Below are 20236 nucleotides of genomic sequence, written 5' to 3' on the forward strand. Positions count from 1 at the left end.
GAGCCATCTACCACCCGGAAAACTGTATTCAAAAACCCAGGCTGCAAAGATGAACAAAAACATCGACTGGAAACAAGGAGAGCCCTTTTTCGAAGGGCTGTATCTCACCGCCATTCGGTTTCCTAATGGCTTGGGTCAACTGGACCTGATGTTTTGGGAGAACCGGCAATGGCTCACTTACGACAGCAAAGACCCCATTCACGATTACTGCCAGGTCGTGGGCTTTGCGTCTACCAGCGATATCATTCAGTTCTGTCGCGGTAACTGGCCCCAATGGGATGACGAGGACTGACCCCGATCACGCACGAGCGGGCGGAGTTCTAACAGTTACTGATTGACGCCTCCAGCGCCGCCATCATCAATTGGGCCGAGCGTTCGCCCAGCAGGGTGTGCTTGCCGGCCCAACGCTCCTCCCCACCGTGACCGGCGACAATCACTGTTGCATCGGTCCCGGTGCCCGTGGCGAGCAGGCCAGACACCGGGCTGGTTATGCCCAGTTTCTGCAAGGTTGCGCATTTGGCTTCGGTGAGCACCATCATCAGTTCCACCATGGTAGCCGGGCTCAGGGTCAGACTGGTGACCAGCACCGTGTTGATGGTGCCCGGCGGTGGCGCCAGCTCGCCCTGCCAGTCATGGGGATCGCCGGCCCGGCGGGCATTGTCCAGACCACAGGTCAGCCACAACGCCAGGCTTTCCCGATGGTAGCGACAATGCCGGTGGCGCAGAGAGTCTGGCCGCGCGGCGGTCATCATCCCCACCGTGGTGCCCGGCCACCCCGCCGCCGTGGCGTAGGCCTGCAACGAGACGTCGGGAGCTTCCGCCACCGGCTGACCGCTTACGTGCAGGTTCAGCACCTGGTCAACGACCTGGAAACCACCGTTCAACGGCGCCGAACTCAGGCACGGCCGCGGCCGGTCAAATCCGAGGTAAAGATGACGCTCACCCATCGAGGGCCGAATGGCGGCCCCGCCCAGATCATCCAGCTCCAGCAACGACTTTCTCCTCTGTCCTGACGTAACGATCACAACGACCACCTGCTGACGACAGAGGCGCCCTCCGGAGGGTTCGCCGCACCCTTCCAGAGCATGTATAATTGCGGCCTTCAAACTTTCGATTTTCACCAACCAACGCGGTCATCAGCACAGCCCATGGAAAAAACCTACCAGCCAGAAAACATCGAGCGCCAGTGGTACGAGAACTGGGAATCCAAAGGTTACTTCCGCCCTTCCGGTGAGGGTAATCCCTACACCCTCATGATTCCGCCTCCCAATGTCACCGGCAGCCTGCACATGGGTCATGCGTTCCAGCACACCATTATGGACACGCTGACCCGTTACAAGCGCATGCAGGGCAATAATACCCTCTGGCAGGTAGGAACGGACCATGCCGGCATTGCGACCCAGATGGTGGTGGAACGCAAACTGGCCGTCGAGGAAGAGAAAACCCGCCACGATCTGGGCCGGGATGAGTTCATCAAGCGCATCTGGGACTGGAAAGAGCACTCTGGCGGCACCATCACCGGCCAGATGCGCCGCCTTGGCAACTCCGTGGACTGGGACCACGAACGCTTCACCATGGACGACGGCTTCTACAAGGCGGTTCAGGAAGTGTTTGTGCGTCTTTACGATGACGGCCTGATCTACCGCGGCAAGCGGCTGGTGAACTGGGACCCGAAACTGCACACCGCCATCTCTGACCTGGAAGTGGAAAACAAGGAAGAAAAGGGGCACTTCTGGCACCTGCGTTACCCGCTGGCCAATGGTGCCACCACCCAGGACGGCAAGGACTACCTGGTGGTTGCCACCACCCGTCCGGAAACCATGCTGGGTGACACCGCCGTCGCCGTCCACCCGGATGATGAGCGCTACCAACACCTGATTGGCCAGAAGGTACTGCTGCCTCTGGTCAACCGTGAGATTCCCATCGTGGCCGACCACCATGCCGATCCGGAAAAAGGCAGCGGCTGCGTGAAGATCACCCCGGCCCACGACTTCAATGACTACGCCGTCGGCAAGCGCAACGAGCTGCCGATGATCAACGTCATGACCCAGGACGCCAACATCCGCTCCGTCGCCGAGGTGTTCAATTCTGATGGCAGCACCAATGACGAGATCGACGGCACTCTGCCAGCGGCCTACGCAGACAAAACCCGGGAGGAAGCCCGCAAGCTGATCGTCGCTGACCTGGAAGCTGCCAGCTTGCTGGAACAGGTGGAAGACCATGTGCTCAGCGTTCCCCGCGGCGACCGTTCCGGCCTGATCATCGAGCCGATGCTGACCGATCAGTGGTTCGCCGATGCCAAGACCCTGGCCAAGCCCGCCATCGAGGCGGTGGAAGACGGCCGCATCGAGTTCGTGCCCAAGCAGTACGAGAACATGTACTTCTCCTGGATGCGCGATATCCAGGACTGGTGTATTTCCCGTCAGCTGTGGTGGGGACACCGCATCCCGGCCTGGTACGACGCCGACGGCAACATCTACGTCGGTCGCGACGAAGCCTCGGTACGCGAGAAATACAACCTGGCCGCCGACCTGGAACTGAACCAGGACGAGGACGTGCTGGACACCTGGTTCTCCTCCGCGCTGTGGACTTTCGGCACCCTGGGCTGGCCGGAAATCACCGAACGCCTGAAAACGTTCCACCCCACTGACGTGCTGGTGACCGGCTTCGACATCATCTTCTTCTGGGTTGCCCGGATGATCATGATGACCATGCACTTCATGAAGAACGAGGACGGCACCCCGCAGGTTCCGTTCAAGACCGTCTACGTCACCGGCCTGATCCGCGACGAGCACGGCCAGAAGATGTCCAAATCCAAGGGCAACGTACTTGACCCACTGGACATGATCGACGGCATCGACCTGGACGCCCTGCTGGAGAAGCGCACCGGCAACATGATGCAGCCGCAGCTGGCCGAGAAGATTGGCAAGCGCACCCAGAAGGAATTCCCGGAAGGCATTGCCGCCCACGGCACCGATGCCCTGCGCTTCACCCTGGCGGCGATGGCCACCACCGGCCGTGACATCAACTGGGACATGAAGCGCCTGGAAGGCTACCGCAACTTCTGCAACAAGCTGTGGAACGCGGCCCGCTACGTGCTGATGAACACCGAAGGCGAGGACTGCGGCGTCAACGACGAGCCGGTGGAGCTGTCGCTGGCGGATCGCTGGATCATCAGCGAACTGCAGCACTGCGAGCAGGAAGTCGCCCGTCACCTGGAGCAATACCGCTTCGACCTGGCGGCCTACGCGCTCTATGAGTTCATCTGGAATGAGTACTGCGACTGGTACCTGGAGCTGTCCAAACCGGCGCTGAACGACGAGAGTGCCAGCGCCGAGGCCAAGCGCGGCACCCGTCGTACCCTGGTGCGCGTGCTGGAGGCCGTGCTGCGGCTGGCGCATCCGATTATGCCGTTCATCACCGAAGAGATCTGGCAGCGCATTGCGCCCCTGGCGGGCAAACAGGGCGACAGCATCATGCTGCAGCCTTACCCGCAGCCTGACAGCAGCCGCAAGGATGAGTCGCTGACCGCCGACATCGAATGGCTCAAGGGCGTGATCATTGCCGTGCGCAACATTCGTGGCGAGATGAACATCTCCCCCGCCAAGCGGATTCCAGTGCTGCTTCGGGGCACCAGTGCCGAAGACCAGCGCCGTATGAACGACAACCGCCAGTTCCTGATCTCCCTGGCCAAGCTGGAGAGCCTGGACTGGTTCGACGGTGCCGAAGCCCCCATGTCCGCCACCCAACTGGTGGGCGAGATGGAAGTACTGGTGCCAATGGCCGGGCTGATCGACAAGGCCGCCGAACTGGCGCGCCTGGACAAGGAGCTGGAGCGCCTCAACAAGGAAATCGGCCGTCTGGAAGGCAAACTGGGCAATGAGAAGTTCACCGCCAAGGCGCCCGCCGAGGTGGTGGAGAAGGAGCAGGAGAAGCTCCGCGACGCCCAGGGCAGCCTGACCCGTCTCAGCGACCAGCGTAAAGCCATCGAGGCGATGTAAGCCATGCCGGCGCCGCGCCACCAGGCGCTCTCCCCTGGGGAGGGCAGCATCCTGATCCTGGGGGCCGGTGCCATGGGACGTCTGTGGGCAGCATTACTGCCCACAGACACCACCCGGTTGCTGGCACGACCGGGACAGCCCACCGACACCGACACCTTCCGTTTCCAGCCCGTCGACGGCCCCGAGCAGCTCCGCACGGTGAGCGTCTGCCTCGCGGCTGAGGACAGCCAGGCGGAACTGCTACTGGTCACCACCAAAGCCCATCAGACCCTGGATGCCCTGGCCGAACAGCTTCCCCTGTTACCGCCAGCGCTGCCCATCGTGCTGTTCCAGAATGGTCTTGGCAGCCAACAGGCCGTGGCCGAAGCTTGGCCGGCGCACCCGGTGCTGGCCGCGGTCACCACCGAGGGCGCCAACCGTCCGGAACCGGGCCTGACGGTGCATGCAGGCCTCGGCCAGACCTGGATCGGCGCGATCAATCCGGCAGGCCAGAGGCATCTGGATGCCATCACTCAACGCCTGGCCCACAGCCCTCTCAGAGTCCAGCCGGAAGCCGATATCCAGTCCCGGCTGTGGCGGAAGCTGGTGGTCAACGCGGGCATCAACCCGTTTACTGCCCTGCTGGGCTGTCGCAATGGCGACATCCTGTCGCAGTCCCTGTACCAACGCCATATTGATGGATTGTGCCAGGAGCTCTCGGTGCTGATGGCGGCCGAAGGCCTGGAGGCTGATCCGCCAGCCCAGCTGCGCGCCACCATCGAACAGGTGGCCCAGGCAACGGCCCGGAACATCTCTTCGATGTGCGCAGACGTAATGCAGGGACGACGCACCGAAATCGACTACATCAACGGCTACGTCACCCGGCGCAGCCGGGCACTGGGCCTGCCCTGCCCGGTCAACGCCATGCTGACCGAGAAGGTCAGAAACCTGGCAAACCGCTGATTTGCAACCTAGAAAGGATCAACACCATGGGAAACCGACTGTCCAAGATCTACACCCGCACCGGCGATGACGGCTCCACCGGTCTCGCCGACGGCAACCGGATTGCAAAGAATGCCCAACGCGTGGAAGCCATGGGTACTGCGGACGAACTGAACTGCCATCTGGGGCTACTGATCGAGTGCCTGGACAGTAACGATCCCCTGCTGGAGACCCTGCGCCGAATCCAGCACCACCTGTTTGATCTCGGCGGCGAATTTGCCATCCCCGGCAGCCAGGTGATCGGTGCAGACCATATCCAATGGCTGGAAGACACCCTCGATGAACACAACGCCGACCTGCCCCCGCTGAAGAACTTCATTCTTCCGGGAGGTTCACCGGCCGCGGCCCAGTGCCACATGGCCCGGGCGGTATGTCGACGGGCGGAAAGGGTGGTGGTGGCACTAAGCCATGAGGATTCCATCAACAGCGCAGCGCGGCAGTACCTGAACCGGCTGTCGGATCTGCTGTTTGTCATGGCCCGGGTGCTGGCCCGACGGGAGGGCGCCGAAGAGATTCTGTGGGAGCAGAAAAAATCCGCGCTCTGACGAGCACGGATTGTCTATAGTCAGACCCGAAACGCCTCTACCAGCCGCTGCAGGGATGCCGTCAGATCAGACATCTCGCGGGAGGCTCCCAGGGTCTCCTCGGCGTTGGCGGCCGTGCGCTGGCCAAGGGTGCCAATCTGCTCCACGTTGACGTTGACGTTCTTGGTCACCGCCGACTGTTCCTCAGCGGCCTGGGCAATCTGGTGCCCCATATCGACGATGGCCGCGATGCCCCGGGTGATCCGATCCAGTGCCTCGGTCACCTCCGAGGACTTGGCCACCGTGGCCTCGGTCACTTCGTGGCTGTTGGTCATGGCATCCACGGCGTCTTTGACACCGTTCTGCAACCGGGAAATCATCCCCTCGATCTCTTCCGTCGACTTGTGGGTGCGCTGGGACAGCGAGCGAACCTCATCCGCCACAACCGCAAAGCCACGTCCCTGCTCGCCCGCCCGGGCCGCCTCGATAGCGGCGTTGAGAGCCAGCAGGTTGGTCTGCTCCGCAATGGCCTTGATCTCCACCAGCACCTGGCTGATGCTGCCACTGTCCTCAGACACCCGATTGATTACCGCCACCGCACCGTTGATCTCGCCGGCGAGGCGGTTGATGGTCTCGACCGTATCGGCCACCACCTGGCGCCCGATTTCAGTATCCTGCTCGGCGCTGCCGGCGCTGTCAGACACCCGCATGGCGCTCTCCGCCACCTCCTGCACCGCGCCGACCATCTGCTGCATGGCATCGGTGATCTGGGTGGTTTCATCCATCTGCCGCGCCGACGCCTCGCTGTTCATGGTCGCGGTTTCATGCACCCGGCTGGCCTGACGATCAACGTCGCTGGTGGTGGCAGAAACCGAGCGGATCAGATCCGCCATCTTGCTGGTCATGTTGTTGAACTCGGACGTCAGCTCACCCAGTTCATCGCGGTTGTCGAGCCGGATGGTCACCGTCATATCCCCGGCCGCCACGGTACGGGCCGCGTCGCTGAAGCGGTTGATCGCCGTCCGTACCGAAACAAAGAAGCCAATGTAGAGGTACACCACCACCAGCAACACCGCGGCCAGCGCCAGGAAGATCAGGTTTCGTTGCCGCTGCTCCGCCGCCAGGCGCTGCTCGAGATTGCCTGCCACTATGTCGAAAATACGGGCATGGAGACGGTCGATGGACTGGAACTGGCGCCCCACCACCTGGTTGAAGTCCCGCCAGGGCATCTCCAGTCGCATCGGCACGATGACGTTGGTATCGAGCGTATCCCGCACTTCGGTCAGGCCATTGCTGACGGAAGCCAGCAACTCGGCCTCAGCCGCCAACTGGTCCGACGCACTGGTGGCCACGTTCAGTACCGGCCCCAGCAGTGCCTGACGGTTGGTGAGCTCGTCGAAGACTTCGTTCAGGGCATCACTGAGGGCATAGCCCACCTGCCCTTCAATCAAGGCATAGGCCCCATAGGCCCGGGCCTTGCCCATGGCGCTGCGAGCGTCCTGGGTGGACTCCTCCACCAGCTTGAGCAGCGCCAGGTTCTCGCGGGAAACATCGTGCCCCAGTCCGGAGATCTCCAGGGTTGCAGACAACAGCGCCCGCGCTTTCTGAACAAACTCCTGATAATAGTTGAACTGCGGCGCAATGTTGCCCTGGTAACTGTCTTCCTCGCGGAGCTGGCGCCAGGCCGCTTCCAGTTCGGTGACCTGCTGTCGCCAGTCGCCGTCACCGTCAAACTGCACGTCACTGGCAAGCAGTCCGGCAAACACCTCATCAATGGTGCCGGCGGCTTCTTCAGACAGCGCAAGCAGGCCATCGTCGTTCTTGATCTTGCCGCCCGAGCGAAAATCCCGGAAGCGGTAGGCCGCATCGACCAGGCTGTCGACCTGACGCAGTTGGGCAAGGCCTTCCTGTTCACGGGTCAGGGTATCGAGGGATTGGTTGAGCTCACTGACAACCAGATAGGCAAGGCCACCAATCGGTAGCAGGAAGAGAATACTGATGAGGCCGAACTTGTAGAACATCGGCAGGCGGTTCATCAGGGAGACAGCAGGAAAGATGAGTCTCTTCACGAATTAACTCCCCAGGGCGTGTCTGGATTATTGTTATTTATTTGTATATCGCCGGATTGTCGCAGATCTTGAGCGAAATACATTGTAAATTTTCGACAAAGTTTTGTATTTGCTGTAATAAGTGCGAAAAGCAATGACTTCTGTTGTTCAGCATACCAGCCGCACCGTAAGCGCAATTGAGCCAGGACAATCCTGGCGGCACCCATCCTGCGTGCATTCTTTTTAGCTGGCTGCTGGCCAGTGCACAAACCACCATACAAACCACTACACCACGCCAATAATGACCAGCAGTGCCAACAGGCAGACCCAGACCAGCATGCTGCGGTTGAGCAGATCACGGATGGCCTTAAGACTGCGGCCGCCGAACTGGAGCCACTCATCGGGGTGCAACTCGGAGAACCGCTGCGGGTCGAGGGCAAACCCAGTCAGAGCACTGCTGGCGCCCGCCGCCAGTACAGCAGATGCCGACACCGCTGGCCGGCCCAGATACTGACGGCCAGAGCGCAGCCACCCCGACAGATCCCCGGCAACCCCAAAACTCAGCGATAGCAACCGCACCGGCAACCAGGCCATCACCTCCACCAACAAACTGAAGCGGGACCGGGCTTCCGCATCCGGCCAGTGATCCCGCAGCGCCACTAGGGCGCGGGCAAGAAATGCCAGCGGTATGCCACCAAGCACGAACCAGAACGCCACCAGGAAATAGCGCTCGAAGACGGTCATCATGAAGCGATGGCACAGCGACCGGTGCATCTGATCCGGGGAACTGGCCTGACCACGCTCACTGGCCGGCAGGCAATCGCGAACGTGATGCCAGGCCGCCTGCATGTCCCCCCGCTGCCAGGCATCGCTGTACACCTCCAGCCGGCCTTTCCAGCCAGGCAGGCCCATCAGCACCAGCAGCAACCCAAGCTCCAGGGGATACAGTACCGCCGGCCATCCTTGCCAGGTGGCCATCCAGTCGAGATAGAACAGCAGCAGCGTCACCAGCGCCACCGCCAGCAATCCAGGCAGATAGTTGCCTGCCGCCGGATGCGCCTGCCCACCAAGGCGATGGCAGAGCTGAGAGAAACCCTGCTCACCGTCCAGGCGGCCCGTAATGTCCAGGCGTCGCCGGATCAGGTACGCCAAAAGGAAAATAACCAAAGGCATACGCTTACACTCCCCCATCCGTAGCCGACAGATCCGCCAGAAAACGCGGCCAGTCAAACGCGGGCCCTGGATCGGTCTTGCGTCCCGGCGCCACATCACAATGACCGGCGATGCGTTCGGTGGTGATTGCCGGCCAGGCGGTCATGATTTGGCGGGCCACCATTGCCAGGCGTTGATACTGGGCGGCGGTATAGGGCAACTCATCGGTGCCCTCCAACTCAATACCGATGGAAAAATCATTGCATTCCTGTTGCCCCTGGAAGCTGGAACGCCCGGCGTGCCAAGCCCGCTCCAGCAGGCTGACAAACTGCACCAGCTCACCATCCCGGCGAATCAGCGCGTGAGCCGATACCTTCAGGTCAGCAATGGTTTCGAAATAGGGATGCTCGCCCGGGTCCAGCTGATTGCAGAAGAACTGCTCGATGGCGTTGCCGCCGAACTGCCCCGGAGGAAGGCTGATGTTATGGACAACCAGCAGGGAGATAGCCGCACCATCTGGGCGCGGACCAAAGTTGGGAGACGGGCACCAACGTGCCCCGGGGAGTCGACCGGTGGACCGCAGGTGAAGGCAGTCGTCCGGCATATCTTGGGTTATCGCGTTCAAGGCTGGTCCACGGTCAGTATCAGGGGCGGATCAGTCTTGATTGAAGCACAAAGGCGCAACCGCTGTCACATGCCAGATGTCACGGACAGCGGACGAAAACCACCGTTAATCCCGGCGGTTAGTGCGCAGGTTGTCAATAATGGACTCAAGGGCGCGGTCAAAGATCAGGCCATCGTCCAGCATGGTGATCTCTTTGCTGGCCAGTGCGCGGGCCAGCTCTTCACGCTGCAGTTCAGCGACTTTCGCGCCGTTGCGATTGACGAAGATAAACTTGCCGGTGACTTTGATGTACGCCGCCAGCTTACAGCGGATGCGGCTTTCCTGACTCAGCAGTTCAACCCAGGACCCCACCGGCAGGTGATCCGCCTTGGCCAGCCATTCTTCGGCAATGGCGGGTTCAGTGCTCTCGGTGGCAGTCGCCACAGCAGGCGAAGCCTCTGCCACCGGTTCTGCGCTCGCCGTCACCTCTGGTACGACCGCCTCAGCGACGTCGTCGACTTCCGGAACGTCATCATCAATTAACGGGACATCATCCAGCAGATCCACCACCGCGTCTGCAGTCTCGGCGGGCAGGTCTGGCGCGGCAGCTTTCGCTTCAGGCGCTTCGACCTCCGGCTCCGGCTCAGCGGCCACCGGGGCTTCCGGCTCGCTTTCCACAACCGGCGCTTCCCGCTGAGTCACCAGGCGCTGGAATACATCCACATGGGCCAGCTCCAGATCCCGCACCGCATTGTCGGTGGCAAATGGGTCCCAGGAGATGGTCTGGAGACCGTCACGCAGGCCGTCCACGATGGTGGGAATGGTCGCCAGCAGTTCGCTGCGGGTGTTTTCGTCAATGGGCTCCGGATCAACACTCCAGACCAGCTGACGGGTCAGCGTCACCGCACGGTGCCAGACCTCGCTCTCACTGCCTTCACGCAACACCAGCCACTGCAGGTATTTGCACCAGGGTTGCTGCAGCAGGTCCACCACCGGCTGGGGCAGTTCGCGACCGGACAACGTATCGGCCAGCAATTGGTCAACCGTCTGCCGGGCGCGTTCCTGAATCGCGCGGCCTTCTTCGGCGTCTCGCAGGCGCTGTTCGATCAGGGCCCGCCGGCGGCGGTCCAGATCCATGAATCGGGAGAAGTCATCCAGCAGTGACTCGAGTTCATCCGGCTGCTCCAGGGACGTTTCAGCCAACTGATCCACCACCGATTCAATCTTGTCCCGCAGCGGGTCGCGCTGACCGGGCGATTTTTCAACCCAGCCGATGCCGGCCATGGCCAGTTCGTTCAACAGCTTGCGAGCCGGATGCCCGCCCCGGTTAAAGAAACTCTGATCGGTCAGGGCGACCTTGAGCACCGGGATCTGCAGACGGCCAAGCAGGGATTTGATCGGCGACGGCAGTTGGTGATCTTCCAGTATGAAATCAAACAGCATTGACACCAGATTGATGACATCGCTGTCCACCTGGCGCAGGGAATAGGAAGGACCAGAGGCCGGACGGATCAGCGACTGCAGCTGATCAGACAGAGACGTCACCGGCTCGTTGTCATCCACAATCATCGGCGGCTGCAACTGGGCCAACATGCCCATCAATGCCTGGGTGTCCAATGGACGACTATCGGCTGCCGAAACTTGACCTGTCACCAGCCCTCCCTCTCGTAGTAGTTCAGACAATTCAGAGAACGTCGCCGAACTGTGACCGCCGGAGATCAGCGACTGCTGTTCATACGTCGGCGCTGCCGGCGGCGGAACCGCACCACGGGCACTTGGCGGTGGTGGCGCCCGGCGTCCCTGCTTGGCGGGTCGACCGGCGCGACGCAGACGGGCGTCAGTATCCGTCAGTTCCGGCAGGATGCCCTGAATGACCAACAGTTCGTTGGCTTCCCGGTAGAGTTCGTCCAGCTTGCTGATCAGCAACTGGTCGAACAGCTTGAGCACAATCAGTTTGGCGCGGATATCAATTTCAAGATCACCACAGGCCTCCGCCAGACCGGTACACAACACCTCCGGACTCAACGGCATCTGCCGGTCCTTGAGATCAATGTTCGGTACCAGATGGGCAACCCGGGCCGCCAGCAGTTGAACGGCCTGTTCATGGCGGTTACGCAGCTTGGTGATCAAACCGTCGATGGCCAGCTTCTGTTCCATGTCGTCGTGATCCAGCAACGACAGGGAGTCCTGGTCAACCTGATCCAGCCCGGACGAGTTGGGAACCGGATCGAAAGTGCCCAGTTCGTTGAAAGCCTGACTGACCCATTGCAGCATCGAGGACGTCATGTTCTTGCGCCGCAGGCGCAGCTCGCGCATGGCATCGAAGTAGGCCGTCTGGTCCTGATTGGAGCCGGCCTTTTCCGCCATTCCAAACAGTACGTCGTCAGCACTGTCGAAAAAGTCGGACAACACACTGCGCAGTCGCAGACCCGATACGTCCCGCAACCGCATCAGTACTGGCGGCAGACTGAATCGGTCTACCAACCCCTGACTCTTCAAACTGACTACTTTTCGGTCCTGTGTCATCGGACTACTCCGGATCGATGCCCTATATTCGAGTGGTGAGAAAACACGTTTAACAATGATTTACACCGCATTACACATGATATGCCTTCACCCCGTCACCTTGTGTCAGGTTTTGTCACCTTTTGTGAAGAGCGGAACCTGATCACACTCTGAGCGGAAATAAGTCGACAACCCGCTCAACCACGGGGCATGAAAGCGCCCGTTTTTACGACACATCAAGCGCTGACTGACAAATTTCGTCACCCGCGCTCTGGTCGCCCGGTAACCAGCCAGCGTTACCATTCGCTCATGTCACAGACTGTCGCTGACGGTGATGAGGCAGTAGAATCTGGCGCCTCACTCGAACCACGGACCACGGACCCGCAACCATGTCATCAGCCTACAGCTCCGCCCTCACTCCCGATATGCTCCGCCAGGCCCGAATCGAAGCCGTGGCTCACAGCCTTCGCGAAGACGTGGGCAGCGGGGATATCACCGCGGCACTGATTCCCGCCGACCGCCACACCCGTGGTCGCGTGATCACTCGCGAAGCGGCGGTGATTGCCGGTCAGGCCTGGGTGGATGAGGTGTTTCGCCAGGTGGACCCGACGGTGACCATCAACTGGCAGGTGCGCGATGGGGACCGGGTGCAGCCGGATCAGACCCTGTTCACCTGCGAGGGTGCGGCCCGCAGTCTGCTGACGGCGGAACGGGCCGCCCTCAACTGGCTGCAGTCACTGTCCGGTGTGGCCACCAGCTGTCAACGCTATGCCGACCTCGTGGCACACACCGGCGTGCGGCTGCTTGATACCCGCAAAACCCTGCCGGGACTGCGCCTGGCGCAGAAGTACGCGGTCACCTGCGGCGGCTGCCACAACCACCGTATCGGCCTGTGGGACGCATTCTTGATCAAGGAGAACCACATTGCGGCCTGCGGCTCCATCGCCAACGCGGTTCAGAGCGCCCGCCAACTGGCCCCCGGCCGACCGGTGGAAGTGGAAACCGAGTCTCTGGAAGAACTCGACCAGGCCCTGGCCGCTGGCGCCGACATCGTAATGCTGGATGAATTCTCGCTTGATGACATGCGCACCGCAGTTGCCAAGGCCGCTGGACAGACTAAACTGGAAGCATCCGGCGGTATCAGCAGCGACACGCTGGCAGCGGTGGCGGAGACCGGCGTCGACTACATTTCCATTGGCGCCCTCACCAAGGACATCAAGGCCATCGACCTGTCCATGCGACTGGCACCTTTTAACACACCCAGTTGAGGACTGGTCGCCGGATTCGGGGTTAGCCGCCCGATATACTGGTGTAAAGCTCCCTGTTCACCGAGGTGAATGCCGGGGCAATCAGCACTGAGCAGGTAGGGATACCGTGAACAACGACACAGACACCAACCGACCAACAGGCGGATTACGGCTGATTGCCGATATCGCTGCCTTTCTGTGCCTGGCACTTGCCAGCCTGCTGCTGCTCGATACCTCCCTGCAATCACCCGCCGCCTGGCTGCCCACCGGCTACGCCATCGGCCTGCTCTTCACCCACGGGCGTCAGGCGCTGCCATCGGTGGTGTCCGGCACCTTGCTGGCCGCCCTGATACCGGCACTGCTCGGGGCCAAAGACTGGGTCCAGGGAATGGAATGGTGGCTGGCGGTCAGCCTCTACACCCTGATCGCGGCGCTGGTCACCTGGCAGGGCTACCGGCGGGTCATGGCCCGGCAATTCCCGCTGGTCCATTACACCGCCTTCCTCTGGTTTCTCGGCACTCTGACCCTGGCAGGCTTCGTTGCCACCCTGCCGTTCCTGGGAATTGGCTACCTCAACGGCGGCACCAGCCTGCCGGATCTCCAGCAGGCCATCCTGCAACCCTGGTTCGCCGGCTTCCTTGGGGCGGTCCTGATTGCACCGCTGGTGATGGGCATTCGCCATCGCGGGCTGTTGCTGCGAGCCCTGCGCCGCCATCTTTTCGAGAGCATGGCCTGGTTCGCCAGCCTCGGTTTTATTCTGCTGGTGGTGTGGTACGACCCGCTACAGAACCTCTATCTGATGTTTCCGGTCACCATCTGGGCGGCAACCCGCTTCTCACTGCAAGACGCCATGCTGGCAATTTCCTGTGCAGGCCTGGCGGCCCTGGCCAGTGCCATTGCCGGCCTCCAGCACGGCCACAACGTGCTGGAGGCCTACCTGGTGATCGAGGGACTGACCGCCATGATTGTCGCGGCATCCTTTTACGTACGGGTGCTGCTGAAAGACCGCGAACGGATTGAGTACGGCCTGGAAGACGTGGTGGAACAGCGCACCCGTGAACTGCAGATCGCCAACTTCGAGCTCAAGGATGAAATCTTCGTTCGCCAGCAGGCCGAGAAGTCGTTCCGACGCTCGTCCCAGCATTTCCGGGCTCTGTTCGAGACTGCCAGCAACCCGATCATTGTGGTGGACGACCAGATTGTCATTCGCCAATGGAACGGTGCGTCGGAGCAACTGTTCGGCTACAGCCGCGATGAGGCCATCGGCCGCAACCTCAGCACCACGTTCATTCCCGCCGAGCAGCAGGACGAGCTGTCCTGGAAAATCCTCAAGCTGTTCAGCAGCGGCCTGACCCAGGAAACACTGGAAACCGAGATCCACGGCTTCAACGGCAGCCGCCACTTTATCCTCTGGAACCTGAGCCGCCTGAACGACGAGGACGACCCTGGCCAGAGACGGCTGATCCTCATCGGCCAGGACATCACCGAGATCCGCCAGTCCCAGAGTCAGCTGCATTACCTGGCTCACTACGACGTGCTTACCAACACCGCCAACCGGCGATTGTTTGAGGATCGCTGCAAACAGGCCATCAGCAGCGCCATTCGCCACCGTCACAGCTGCGCGCTGATCTGCCTGGACGTGGACCACTTCAAACGCATCAACGACACCCTCGGTCACGATGCCGGCGACCGCCTGCTGCAGGAACTGTCCAACCGGTTGCACACCTGCGTGCGGGAAGAAGACACCATCGGCCGCTTGGGTGGTGATGAATTCGCGGTGTTGCTGACCCGGGTGAACGGCGCCGAGGGCTGCGAGAAGGTTGCCCGCTCCATCCTCGAGGCCATCGTACAACCCATCACCGTGCCTGGTGGCGAGCTGGTGATCACCTCCAGCATCGGCATTACCCTGGCCCCCGGTGACGCCCGCAGTTACGAGCAGTTGCTGAAGAATGCCGATATGGCCATGTACCGCGCCAAGAACGCCGGCCGCAACAACATCCAGTTCTTCAGCGCCGACATGAACGAGGAGATGCAGCGCCAGATCACCCTGGAACGGGAACTGCGCTACGGCATCAACAACGGCCAGCTTGATCTCCACTACCAGCCGGTGTTCCAGGTGCGGGACGGTAAAATCATCGGCCTGGAAGCGCTGTTGCGCTGGCATCATCCCAGTCGCGGCGTACTGGCTCCGGGGGAATTCCTCGATGTCGCCGAACAGACCGGGCTATTGCAGCCCCTCGGGGAATGGATCTGCCACAATGCCTGCCTGCAGGCCCGTGCCATCCAGGCGATGAGCGGCTATCCGGTGAGCATTCGCATCAACCTGTCGTCACGGCAGTACAATCACCCCAGGCTGGCGGAGCAGGTCGATCGCATTATCCGGGACACCCGGCTGGACCCGGCGCTGATGCTGGTGGAGATCGACGAACGCATCCTCAATGATCGCCTGGAGGAAACCGCCTGCACCCTGCATCGGCTGAAAGAAATCGGCGTGGGTCTGGTGCTGGACCGCTATGGCAGTGGCCTGTCTACGCTCAAGCTGTTGCGGGACCTGCCGTTTGACCAGGTCAAAATCGATCAGCACCTGCTGCACCTGGCGCCCAGTGACGAGAACACCCAGGCGATCATCCATACCCTGATCAACCTGGCCCGCCAGCTTTCTCTGACGGTGGCTGCCGCCGGAGTGGAAACCGAAGAGCAGGATCTGTTCCTACGAACCGCCGGCTGTCATCTGCTACAGGGCCACCGGTTCTGCTCGCCGGTGGCCAGTGGGGAGTTGCCGGACCTGTTCGCCCAGGCCCGGCAGAATGGGCCGATCCTGCCGGAAAACCAGATCCGCATGCCCTTCGGTGAGGCTCACACCCGACGGGAACCCTGAAGCCAACTCACGGCGCCATGGTACCTGCAGGGACCGGCATCATTTCGACAGCAGCCGGTCCATCGCCTCCAGTTCCCGGATCAACGCCAGGCCGGATTCCTCCCGGGCCCGGAAGTACTCTTCCGCCATCGGCGCCATGCCAGATACCGATGGCAGCGTCTGCCCCTGCCCCACCAGCCACTTCATCCGCTCCAGGAAAATAAACTGCAACCATTCGGTAAACTCCAGCGTGTCCACGGCGAATGGCTGGGTACTTTGCAGCGCCTGCTCCGACGGGCGCTGGTCTGACCAGGCGTCCAGCCGGCGCAGTTCCATTTCGATTCGTAACAGGCAGTCCGCCACCTCGGTGACGTTGGGCTGATGGCTCACAGTCTCTCTCTCTCTTGCTCGACGCGTGTCTGACTCGACTTCGGCCCGGCCGTCAGTCGGCCAGAGGCTCCAGTTCCACCTGCTCGCCGTTGAGCACGCTGAACAGGCGCTCAAACTGCTGAGTCAGGGCGTGTTTGGGAGCCATATGAATCAATGGTTCCCGGCTCTGGTGGGACTCTTTCATTTTGACGGAGCTGGACAGCCGCACCGGTAACACCGGCAACCCCTCTTCCAGCAATTCCGCCACCAGTTTTTTGGGCAGACTGGCGCGGGGCTGGAACTGGTTGGCGACGATGCCTTCGACCACCAGCTCGTCGTTGTGATCTTCCTGCAGATCACGGATTTCATTAAGAATGTTGTACAACGCCTGGCGCGAGAAGTCGTCGCAGTCAAACGGGATCAGGCAACGCTGGGCGGCGATCAGAGCCGAGCGGGTGTAGAAATTCAGCGCCGGCGCGGTGTCGATGTAGATGGCGTCGAACTGCTCACCGAGCTTTTTCAGCGCCTCCCTCAGCTTGTAGATCTTGTGCTTGGCCTCCAGCTTGCGCTCAAGGAAGTCCAGCTCCGGGCTGGAGGGCATGACAAACAGGTTGGGAAACGGGCTGGCGTGAACAAATTCGTCGGGACGACGGTTGAACATGGTGAACGCCACGGTCTGCTCCAGCAGATCCGCCACCGTATCCCGGAGTTCCGCCGCAGGTTTGCCCAGCAGGTAATGGGTGGAGTTGCCCTGGGGGTCCAGATCCACCACCAGCGTACGCTTGCCACGGGCAGCGCTGATGGCCGCCAGGTTACAGGTGATGCTGGATTTGCCAACACCCCCTTTCTGATTGAATACGACTCTTCTCATACTGTCCCCTGGATGTGTGCGTGGGGACCGACTGTCGGCCGGGCGACGGTCTGGCACAGGCGTGCTGACCACACACTCCGGACAGTGACACACTGGCGGTCCCTGAGGTTGTCCAGGCCTGTCACGTGCCTGAGTTGTTCCTTGAGTATTCTGGAGCCGTTTGCCCGGCTCTCTTGGTTATCTAAAACGGCGTTAGCCAATCCAACTGAGTTATCTGAACTGAGCTTGTCCGGCCTTAACCCGCTATTATCCGGTCCGGACGCTTACCAGCCCATGACCGACTTGACGAAGGGTATCGTCAGTTTTCGCTGGGCCCGCAGGGAATTTTCGTCCAGCCTGTCCAGAATGGCCAGCAGGTCCGCCAGTTTTCTCGGCGCCCGTCGCATGATGAAGCCCGCAACATCATCCGCCAGTACCAATCCCCGCTGCTCGGCGCGGGTTCGAAGAATGGTCAGCCGATCATCGTCCCGGTAGATACCCACCTGGATCACCAGCCCATGCTGCAACCGCGACAGCAGGTCCCGCAAACCAAATGACACCACACTGGGGGGCGCCGACAGACTCACCATCAACCGGCGTCCCCGGTCGAGGATGCGGTTATAGAGGTGAAACACCGCCTCCTCCCAGTCCGCCTTGCCGGCGATCAGGTCCAGGTCGTCCAGGCAGATCAGATCCAGTTGCTCCAAGCCAGCGAGTGCGCCAGGACCAAAGGGCAGCACTTCCTCCATGCTGATGCAGACGGTCCGCTCTGAACGTCCCTCCGCCTGGTGACAGGCAGCCTGCAACAGGTGGCTCTTGCCGGTGTCGGAATCCCCGCACAGCACCACCACCTGCAACCCGCTGCCACCGCCGGCATCCACCAGCTGCTTGAGGCGGTTGGCCGCGGACGCGTTGCGCTCGCCATGAAAGTTGTCGAATCTGGCATCATCCCTGAGCTTCACGCCCAGGGTCAGCTGAGGACCACTCAATGCCTCTTTGCCCTCCACGCCCGCATACTCCACACCACTACGTAATGAATACCGCTGATGATCGTCGACAGTGCCACCAGCACAATCCCCGCTTCCTTCACCCAGGACTGGAGCGGGACTCCGGCCAGCATCATGATGATTACCAGAACCACCAGAATCTGCACCAGGGTATTGAACTTGCCCAGAAAACTGGGCTGCATCTCAAAACGGCCGATACCGTAATGGAACGCGAGGCCGCCGGCAACGATCAATAGATCCCGCCCCAATACCAGCAAGAACAGCCACATGGGCAGAACCCCGGTGAGCGACAGCATGAGATAGGAGGTAATCAGCAAGGCCTTGTCGGCCAGGGGGTCCGCCACAGCCCCAATACGGCTGCGCCAGTCAAACTGCCTGGCCAGAAACCCGTCGAAGGCGTCGGTAACCGCGGCCAACAGAAAAATCACCAACGCTGGCCGGTAGTTACCTTCCCAAAGCGCAATAGCGAACGGCAGGATCAGGAACGCCCGAAGAAACGTCAGCGCATTGGGGATCCAGCGCCAGCTGTGGGTCATCCGTCGACTCCGTTTCGCCAGACGGCCAGCCTAGGGCTGGCCGGCATCGCCACCAGCGGAGGGAGCCCGCTGCCAGCGATAGTGAAGAATGGGGTACAGCGACTCGAAAGCCTGTTCACTGTCCTCGGGATTCAGCGCCGATGACTGGTAACGAAACACCGGCGGCGCAACCTCACCCTCACCCGCCGCTGCCTGTCCGTCAACGTCGCCACCGGCAGTTTCTGTGGATTGCCCGCCGGCAGTCTGTGCCACATCGTCGGCGGCGGCAATGCCTTCTGCTGCATTGTCCTCTGCAGCCATCACTGTCGCTTCCTCGGAGACAAAGCGCGGGTCCAGCGCCATGTACTCCCGCAACTGGGCCAGCTCACCCGAGAATGCCACCCGCAGCACCACCCGGGTTGGCGTCACCCGTACCGGGCCAACTTTCAGCACTGGCGTCAAACCATCCAGCGCCGCCTTGGCCGCTGCGTAATCGGTCATCCGCTCAACATTGTCCAGTACGATGTCGACCTGTGGGGAATCGGCAATTTCACCGGCTGCGACCGCGTAACGGGACGCCAGCAGATCAGCCCAATGGCTCACCATACGCTCTGCGAGAGCCTCTGGCGAGCCGGCCTCAATAGCGCGGTCCGATTCTTCCAGTCCGCGGCCGTCCAGCACCCAGGCACCCTGCCAGCCGCCACCGGAACGACTGATCCGTACCGACGCCAGCAAATCGTGACTGAGGTCTTCCGACGCCGAGCGGAGCTCACCCAGGAACTGCCCCCACACTTCCGACAGCAGCTCCCGATCTCCGGCCCAGGCCTGGGGTGGAAATGCCAGCGGCAGTCCCCGCCGGGCCGCTGCCGCCTGGAAAGCCCGATACCAGCGACCGCCAGAAGCGGCTTCACCGTCGTCATTGATCCGGGGCTGAGTCACCAGCTCCCGGCTGGCACCCTGCTGCACCGCCACCCAGGCCAGCGCCAGAGGGCGGTTGGCGCCCCACACCGGCGCATCAATCGACGACAGCGCCTGGTTTACCCCAACGGCACCAAACGTCATTCGCAGGCGATAGCCACGACCACCACCCCGCAGAAACTGATAGGTTTGCAGCAGCGATTCCGACTGCTCCAGTACCGGTGCCAGCTCTTCCCGCTGGAGGATGCTGGAATGGCCCGACACCCGCAGCAGCACCTGTTTGAGCCCCTCTCGGGCCCCGGCCTCCAACTGGCTCTGGCCAGATCCGGCGACGGGCACCTCAACGGCATAAAGCCCTTCCACCGTAACCGCCGACGCTGACGACCACACCAGAGCCAGCAACAGCGGCACCAGGCGCCTGAGCCAGCGGGCGTTGGGGAAGGTTGTCGTTTTGTGCGTAAGACCGTGTCCTGGCATGAATCACCCTGCATTCCGTTTTGTGGCGCATAGGATACACCAAGGCCCCAACGCTGAGTAGCAACCCGGCCGCGCTGCCACGGCAAAAAAACGGCCATACGGAGCGATGGGCCCCGCGGCTGGAGGACGTCAGGGGAAATGCGGTTGGAGCGCCCCCTCGCAACTGGTAAAATCCCGCGCC

General features: G+C 61.5%; 16 protein-coding genes. 6 read left to right on the forward strand and 10 right to left on the reverse strand.

Features of this window, described 5'->3' with window-relative positions; translation table 11 throughout:
* The first annotated feature begins 49 nt into the window (after positions 1–49).
* Positions 50–292, forward strand: coding sequence for a hypothetical protein (locus J2887_RS12985; protein WP_227171541.1), 243 nt, complete (start codon positions 50–52; stop codon positions 290–292).
* A 28-nt stretch (positions 293–320) separates the two neighbouring features.
* Here J2887_RS12985 and J2887_RS12990 read toward each other — a convergent pair whose 3' ends face one another.
* Positions 321–992 (reverse strand): adenosylcobinamide amidohydrolase, encoded by a 672-nt coding sequence (locus J2887_RS12990; RefSeq protein ID WP_227171542.1) that lies wholly within the window; start codon positions 990–992, stop codon positions 321–323.
* A gap of 156 nt (positions 993–1148) precedes the next feature.
* On the opposite strand from J2887_RS12990, the gene J2887_RS12995 reads away from it, so the two are divergent.
* Genes J2887_RS12995 through J2887_RS13005 form a run of 3 tightly spaced genes read left to right on the forward strand, consistent with a single transcriptional unit; the run spans position 1149 to position 5527 of the window.
* Complete coding sequence (locus J2887_RS12995) at positions 1149–4001, forward strand: valine--tRNA ligase (RefSeq protein ID WP_227171543.1); 2853 nt, start codon at positions 1149–1151, stop codon at positions 3999–4001.
* A 3-nt stretch (positions 4002–4004) separates the two neighbouring features.
* Positions 4005–4943 carry a ketopantoate reductase family protein gene (locus J2887_RS13000; protein ID WP_227171544.1) on the forward strand — a complete coding sequence of 313 codons (939 nt, stop codon included), beginning with the start codon at positions 4005–4007 and terminating at the stop codon, positions 4941–4943.
* 26 nt (positions 4944–4969) lie between these two features.
* Positions 4970–5527 (forward strand): cob(I)yrinic acid a,c-diamide adenosyltransferase, encoded by a 558-nt coding sequence (locus tag J2887_RS13005; protein ID WP_227171545.1) that lies wholly within the window; start codon positions 4970–4972, stop codon positions 5525–5527.
* Positions 5528–5547: 20 nt separating this feature from the next.
* Here the strand turns inward: J2887_RS13005 and J2887_RS13010 are convergent, their stop codons facing one another.
* The 4 genes from J2887_RS13010 to J2887_RS13025 all read right to left on the reverse strand — a co-directional run bounded on the left by J2887_RS13010 (position 5548) and on the right by J2887_RS13025 (position 11836).
* Positions 5548–7575, reverse strand: a complete 2028-nt coding sequence (locus J2887_RS13010) for a methyl-accepting chemotaxis protein (RefSeq protein ID WP_227171546.1) — start codon at positions 7573–7575, stop codon at positions 5548–5550.
* Positions 7576–7839: 264 nt separating this feature from the next.
* The gene (locus J2887_RS13015) at positions 7840–8727 is read right to left on the reverse strand and encodes a histidine kinase (protein ID WP_227171547.1); all 888 of its coding nucleotides are present in this window, start codon (positions 8725–8727) and stop codon (positions 7840–7842) included.
* 4 nt (positions 8728–8731) lie between these two features.
* Complete coding sequence (gene ampD, locus J2887_RS13020) at positions 8732–9310, reverse strand: 1,6-anhydro-N-acetylmuramyl-L-alanine amidase AmpD (RefSeq protein ID WP_227171548.1); 579 nt, start codon at positions 9308–9310, stop codon at positions 8732–8734.
* Between the two features lie 126 nt (positions 9311–9436).
* Positions 9437–11836, reverse strand: a complete 2400-nt coding sequence (locus tag J2887_RS13025) for a DUF1631 domain-containing protein (RefSeq protein ID WP_227171549.1) — start codon at positions 11834–11836, stop codon at positions 9437–9439.
* A 368-nt stretch (positions 11837–12204) separates the two neighbouring features.
* Between J2887_RS13025 and nadC the strand changes: the two genes are divergently transcribed.
* A complete protein-coding gene (gene nadC, locus J2887_RS13030) occupies positions 12205–13083 on the forward strand; it encodes a carboxylating nicotinate-nucleotide diphosphorylase (RefSeq protein ID WP_227171550.1) in 879 nt (292 codons plus the stop codon).
* A gap of 106 nt (positions 13084–13189) precedes the next feature.
* Entirely contained in the window at positions 13190–15940 is a 2751-nt protein-coding gene (locus J2887_RS13035) for an EAL domain-containing protein (protein ID WP_227171551.1), read from the forward strand.
* Between the two features lie 39 nt (positions 15941–15979).
* On the opposite strand, the gene J2887_RS13040 is transcribed toward J2887_RS13035, so the two are convergent.
* From J2887_RS13040 to J2887_RS13060, 5 genes are all read right to left on the reverse strand, one after another.
* On the reverse strand, positions 15980–16309 hold the full coding sequence (locus J2887_RS13040; RefSeq protein WP_227171552.1) for a YqcC family protein: 330 nt from the start codon (positions 16307–16309) through the stop codon (positions 15980–15982).
* 52 nt (positions 16310–16361) lie between these two features.
* The gene (locus tag J2887_RS13045) at positions 16362–17159 is read right to left on the reverse strand and encodes a ParA family protein (protein WP_227171553.1); all 798 of its coding nucleotides are present in this window, start codon (positions 17157–17159) and stop codon (positions 16362–16364) included.
* A gap of 263 nt (positions 17160–17422) precedes the next feature.
* Positions 17423–18145 (reverse strand): DnaA regulatory inactivator Hda, encoded by a 723-nt coding sequence (hda, locus tag J2887_RS13050; RefSeq protein WP_227171554.1) that lies wholly within the window; start codon positions 18143–18145, stop codon positions 17423–17425.
* Positions 18124–18681: a CDP-alcohol phosphatidyltransferase family protein gene (locus J2887_RS13055; RefSeq protein ID WP_227171555.1), complete on the reverse strand. Its 558-nt coding sequence runs from the start codon at positions 18679–18681 to the stop codon at positions 18124–18126. Before J2887_RS13055 ends, hda begins: the two co-directional genes overlap by 22 nt.
* Before the next feature lie 30 nt (positions 18682–18711).
* Entirely contained in the window at positions 18712–20055 is a 1344-nt protein-coding gene (locus tag J2887_RS13060; RefSeq protein ID WP_227171556.1) for a DUF2066 domain-containing protein, read from the reverse strand.
* Positions 20056–20236: the final 181 nt, after the last annotated feature.

It is taken from the genome of Marinobacter sp. CA1 (assembly GCF_020546665.1).
GTDB classification, from domain to species: Bacteria; Pseudomonadota; Gammaproteobacteria; order Pseudomonadales; family Oleiphilaceae; genus Marinobacter; species Marinobacter xestospongiae.

What these genes read in the sequence shown, in the direction of transcription:
- J2887_RS12985 (WP_227171541.1), top strand. Translation starts at nt 50, where the DNA reads ATGAACAAAAACATCGACTGGAAACAAGGAGAGCCCTTTTTCGAAGGG.
- J2887_RS12995 (WP_227171543.1), top strand. Translation starts at nt 1,149, where the DNA reads ATGGAAAAAACCTACCAGCCAGAAAACATCGAGCGCCAGTGGTACGAG.
- J2887_RS13000 (WP_227171544.1), top strand. Translation starts at nt 4,005, where the DNA reads ATGCCGGCGCCGCGCCACCAGGCGCTCTCCCCTGGGGAGGGCAGCATC.
- J2887_RS13005 (WP_227171545.1), top strand. Translation starts at nt 4,970, where the DNA reads ATGGGAAACCGACTGTCCAAGATCTACACCCGCACCGGCGATGACGGC.
- J2887_RS13015 (WP_227171547.1), bottom strand. Translation starts at nt 8,727, where the DNA reads ATGCCTTTGGTTATTTTCCTTTTGGCGTACCTGATCCGGCGACGCCTG.
- ampD (WP_227171548.1), bottom strand. Translation starts at nt 9,310, where the DNA reads ATGCCGGACGACTGCCTTCACCTGCGGTCCACCGGTCGACTCCCCGGG.
- J2887_RS13025 (WP_227171549.1), bottom strand. Translation starts at nt 11,836, where the DNA reads ATGACACAGGACCGAAAAGTAGTCAGTTTGAAGAGTCAGGGGTTGGTA.
- nadC (WP_227171550.1), top strand. Translation starts at nt 12,205, where the DNA reads ATGTCATCAGCCTACAGCTCCGCCCTCACTCCCGATATGCTCCGCCAG.
- J2887_RS13045 (WP_227171553.1), bottom strand. Translation starts at nt 17,159, where the DNA reads ATGAGAAGAGTCGTATTCAATCAGAAAGGGGGTGTTGGCAAATCCAGC.
- J2887_RS13055 (WP_227171555.1), bottom strand. Translation starts at nt 18,681, where the DNA reads ATGACCCACAGCTGGCGCTGGATCCCCAATGCGCTGACGTTTCTTCGG.
- J2887_RS13060 (WP_227171556.1), bottom strand. Translation starts at nt 20,055, where the DNA reads ATGCCAGGACACGGTCTTACGCACAAAACGACAACCTTCCCCAACGCC.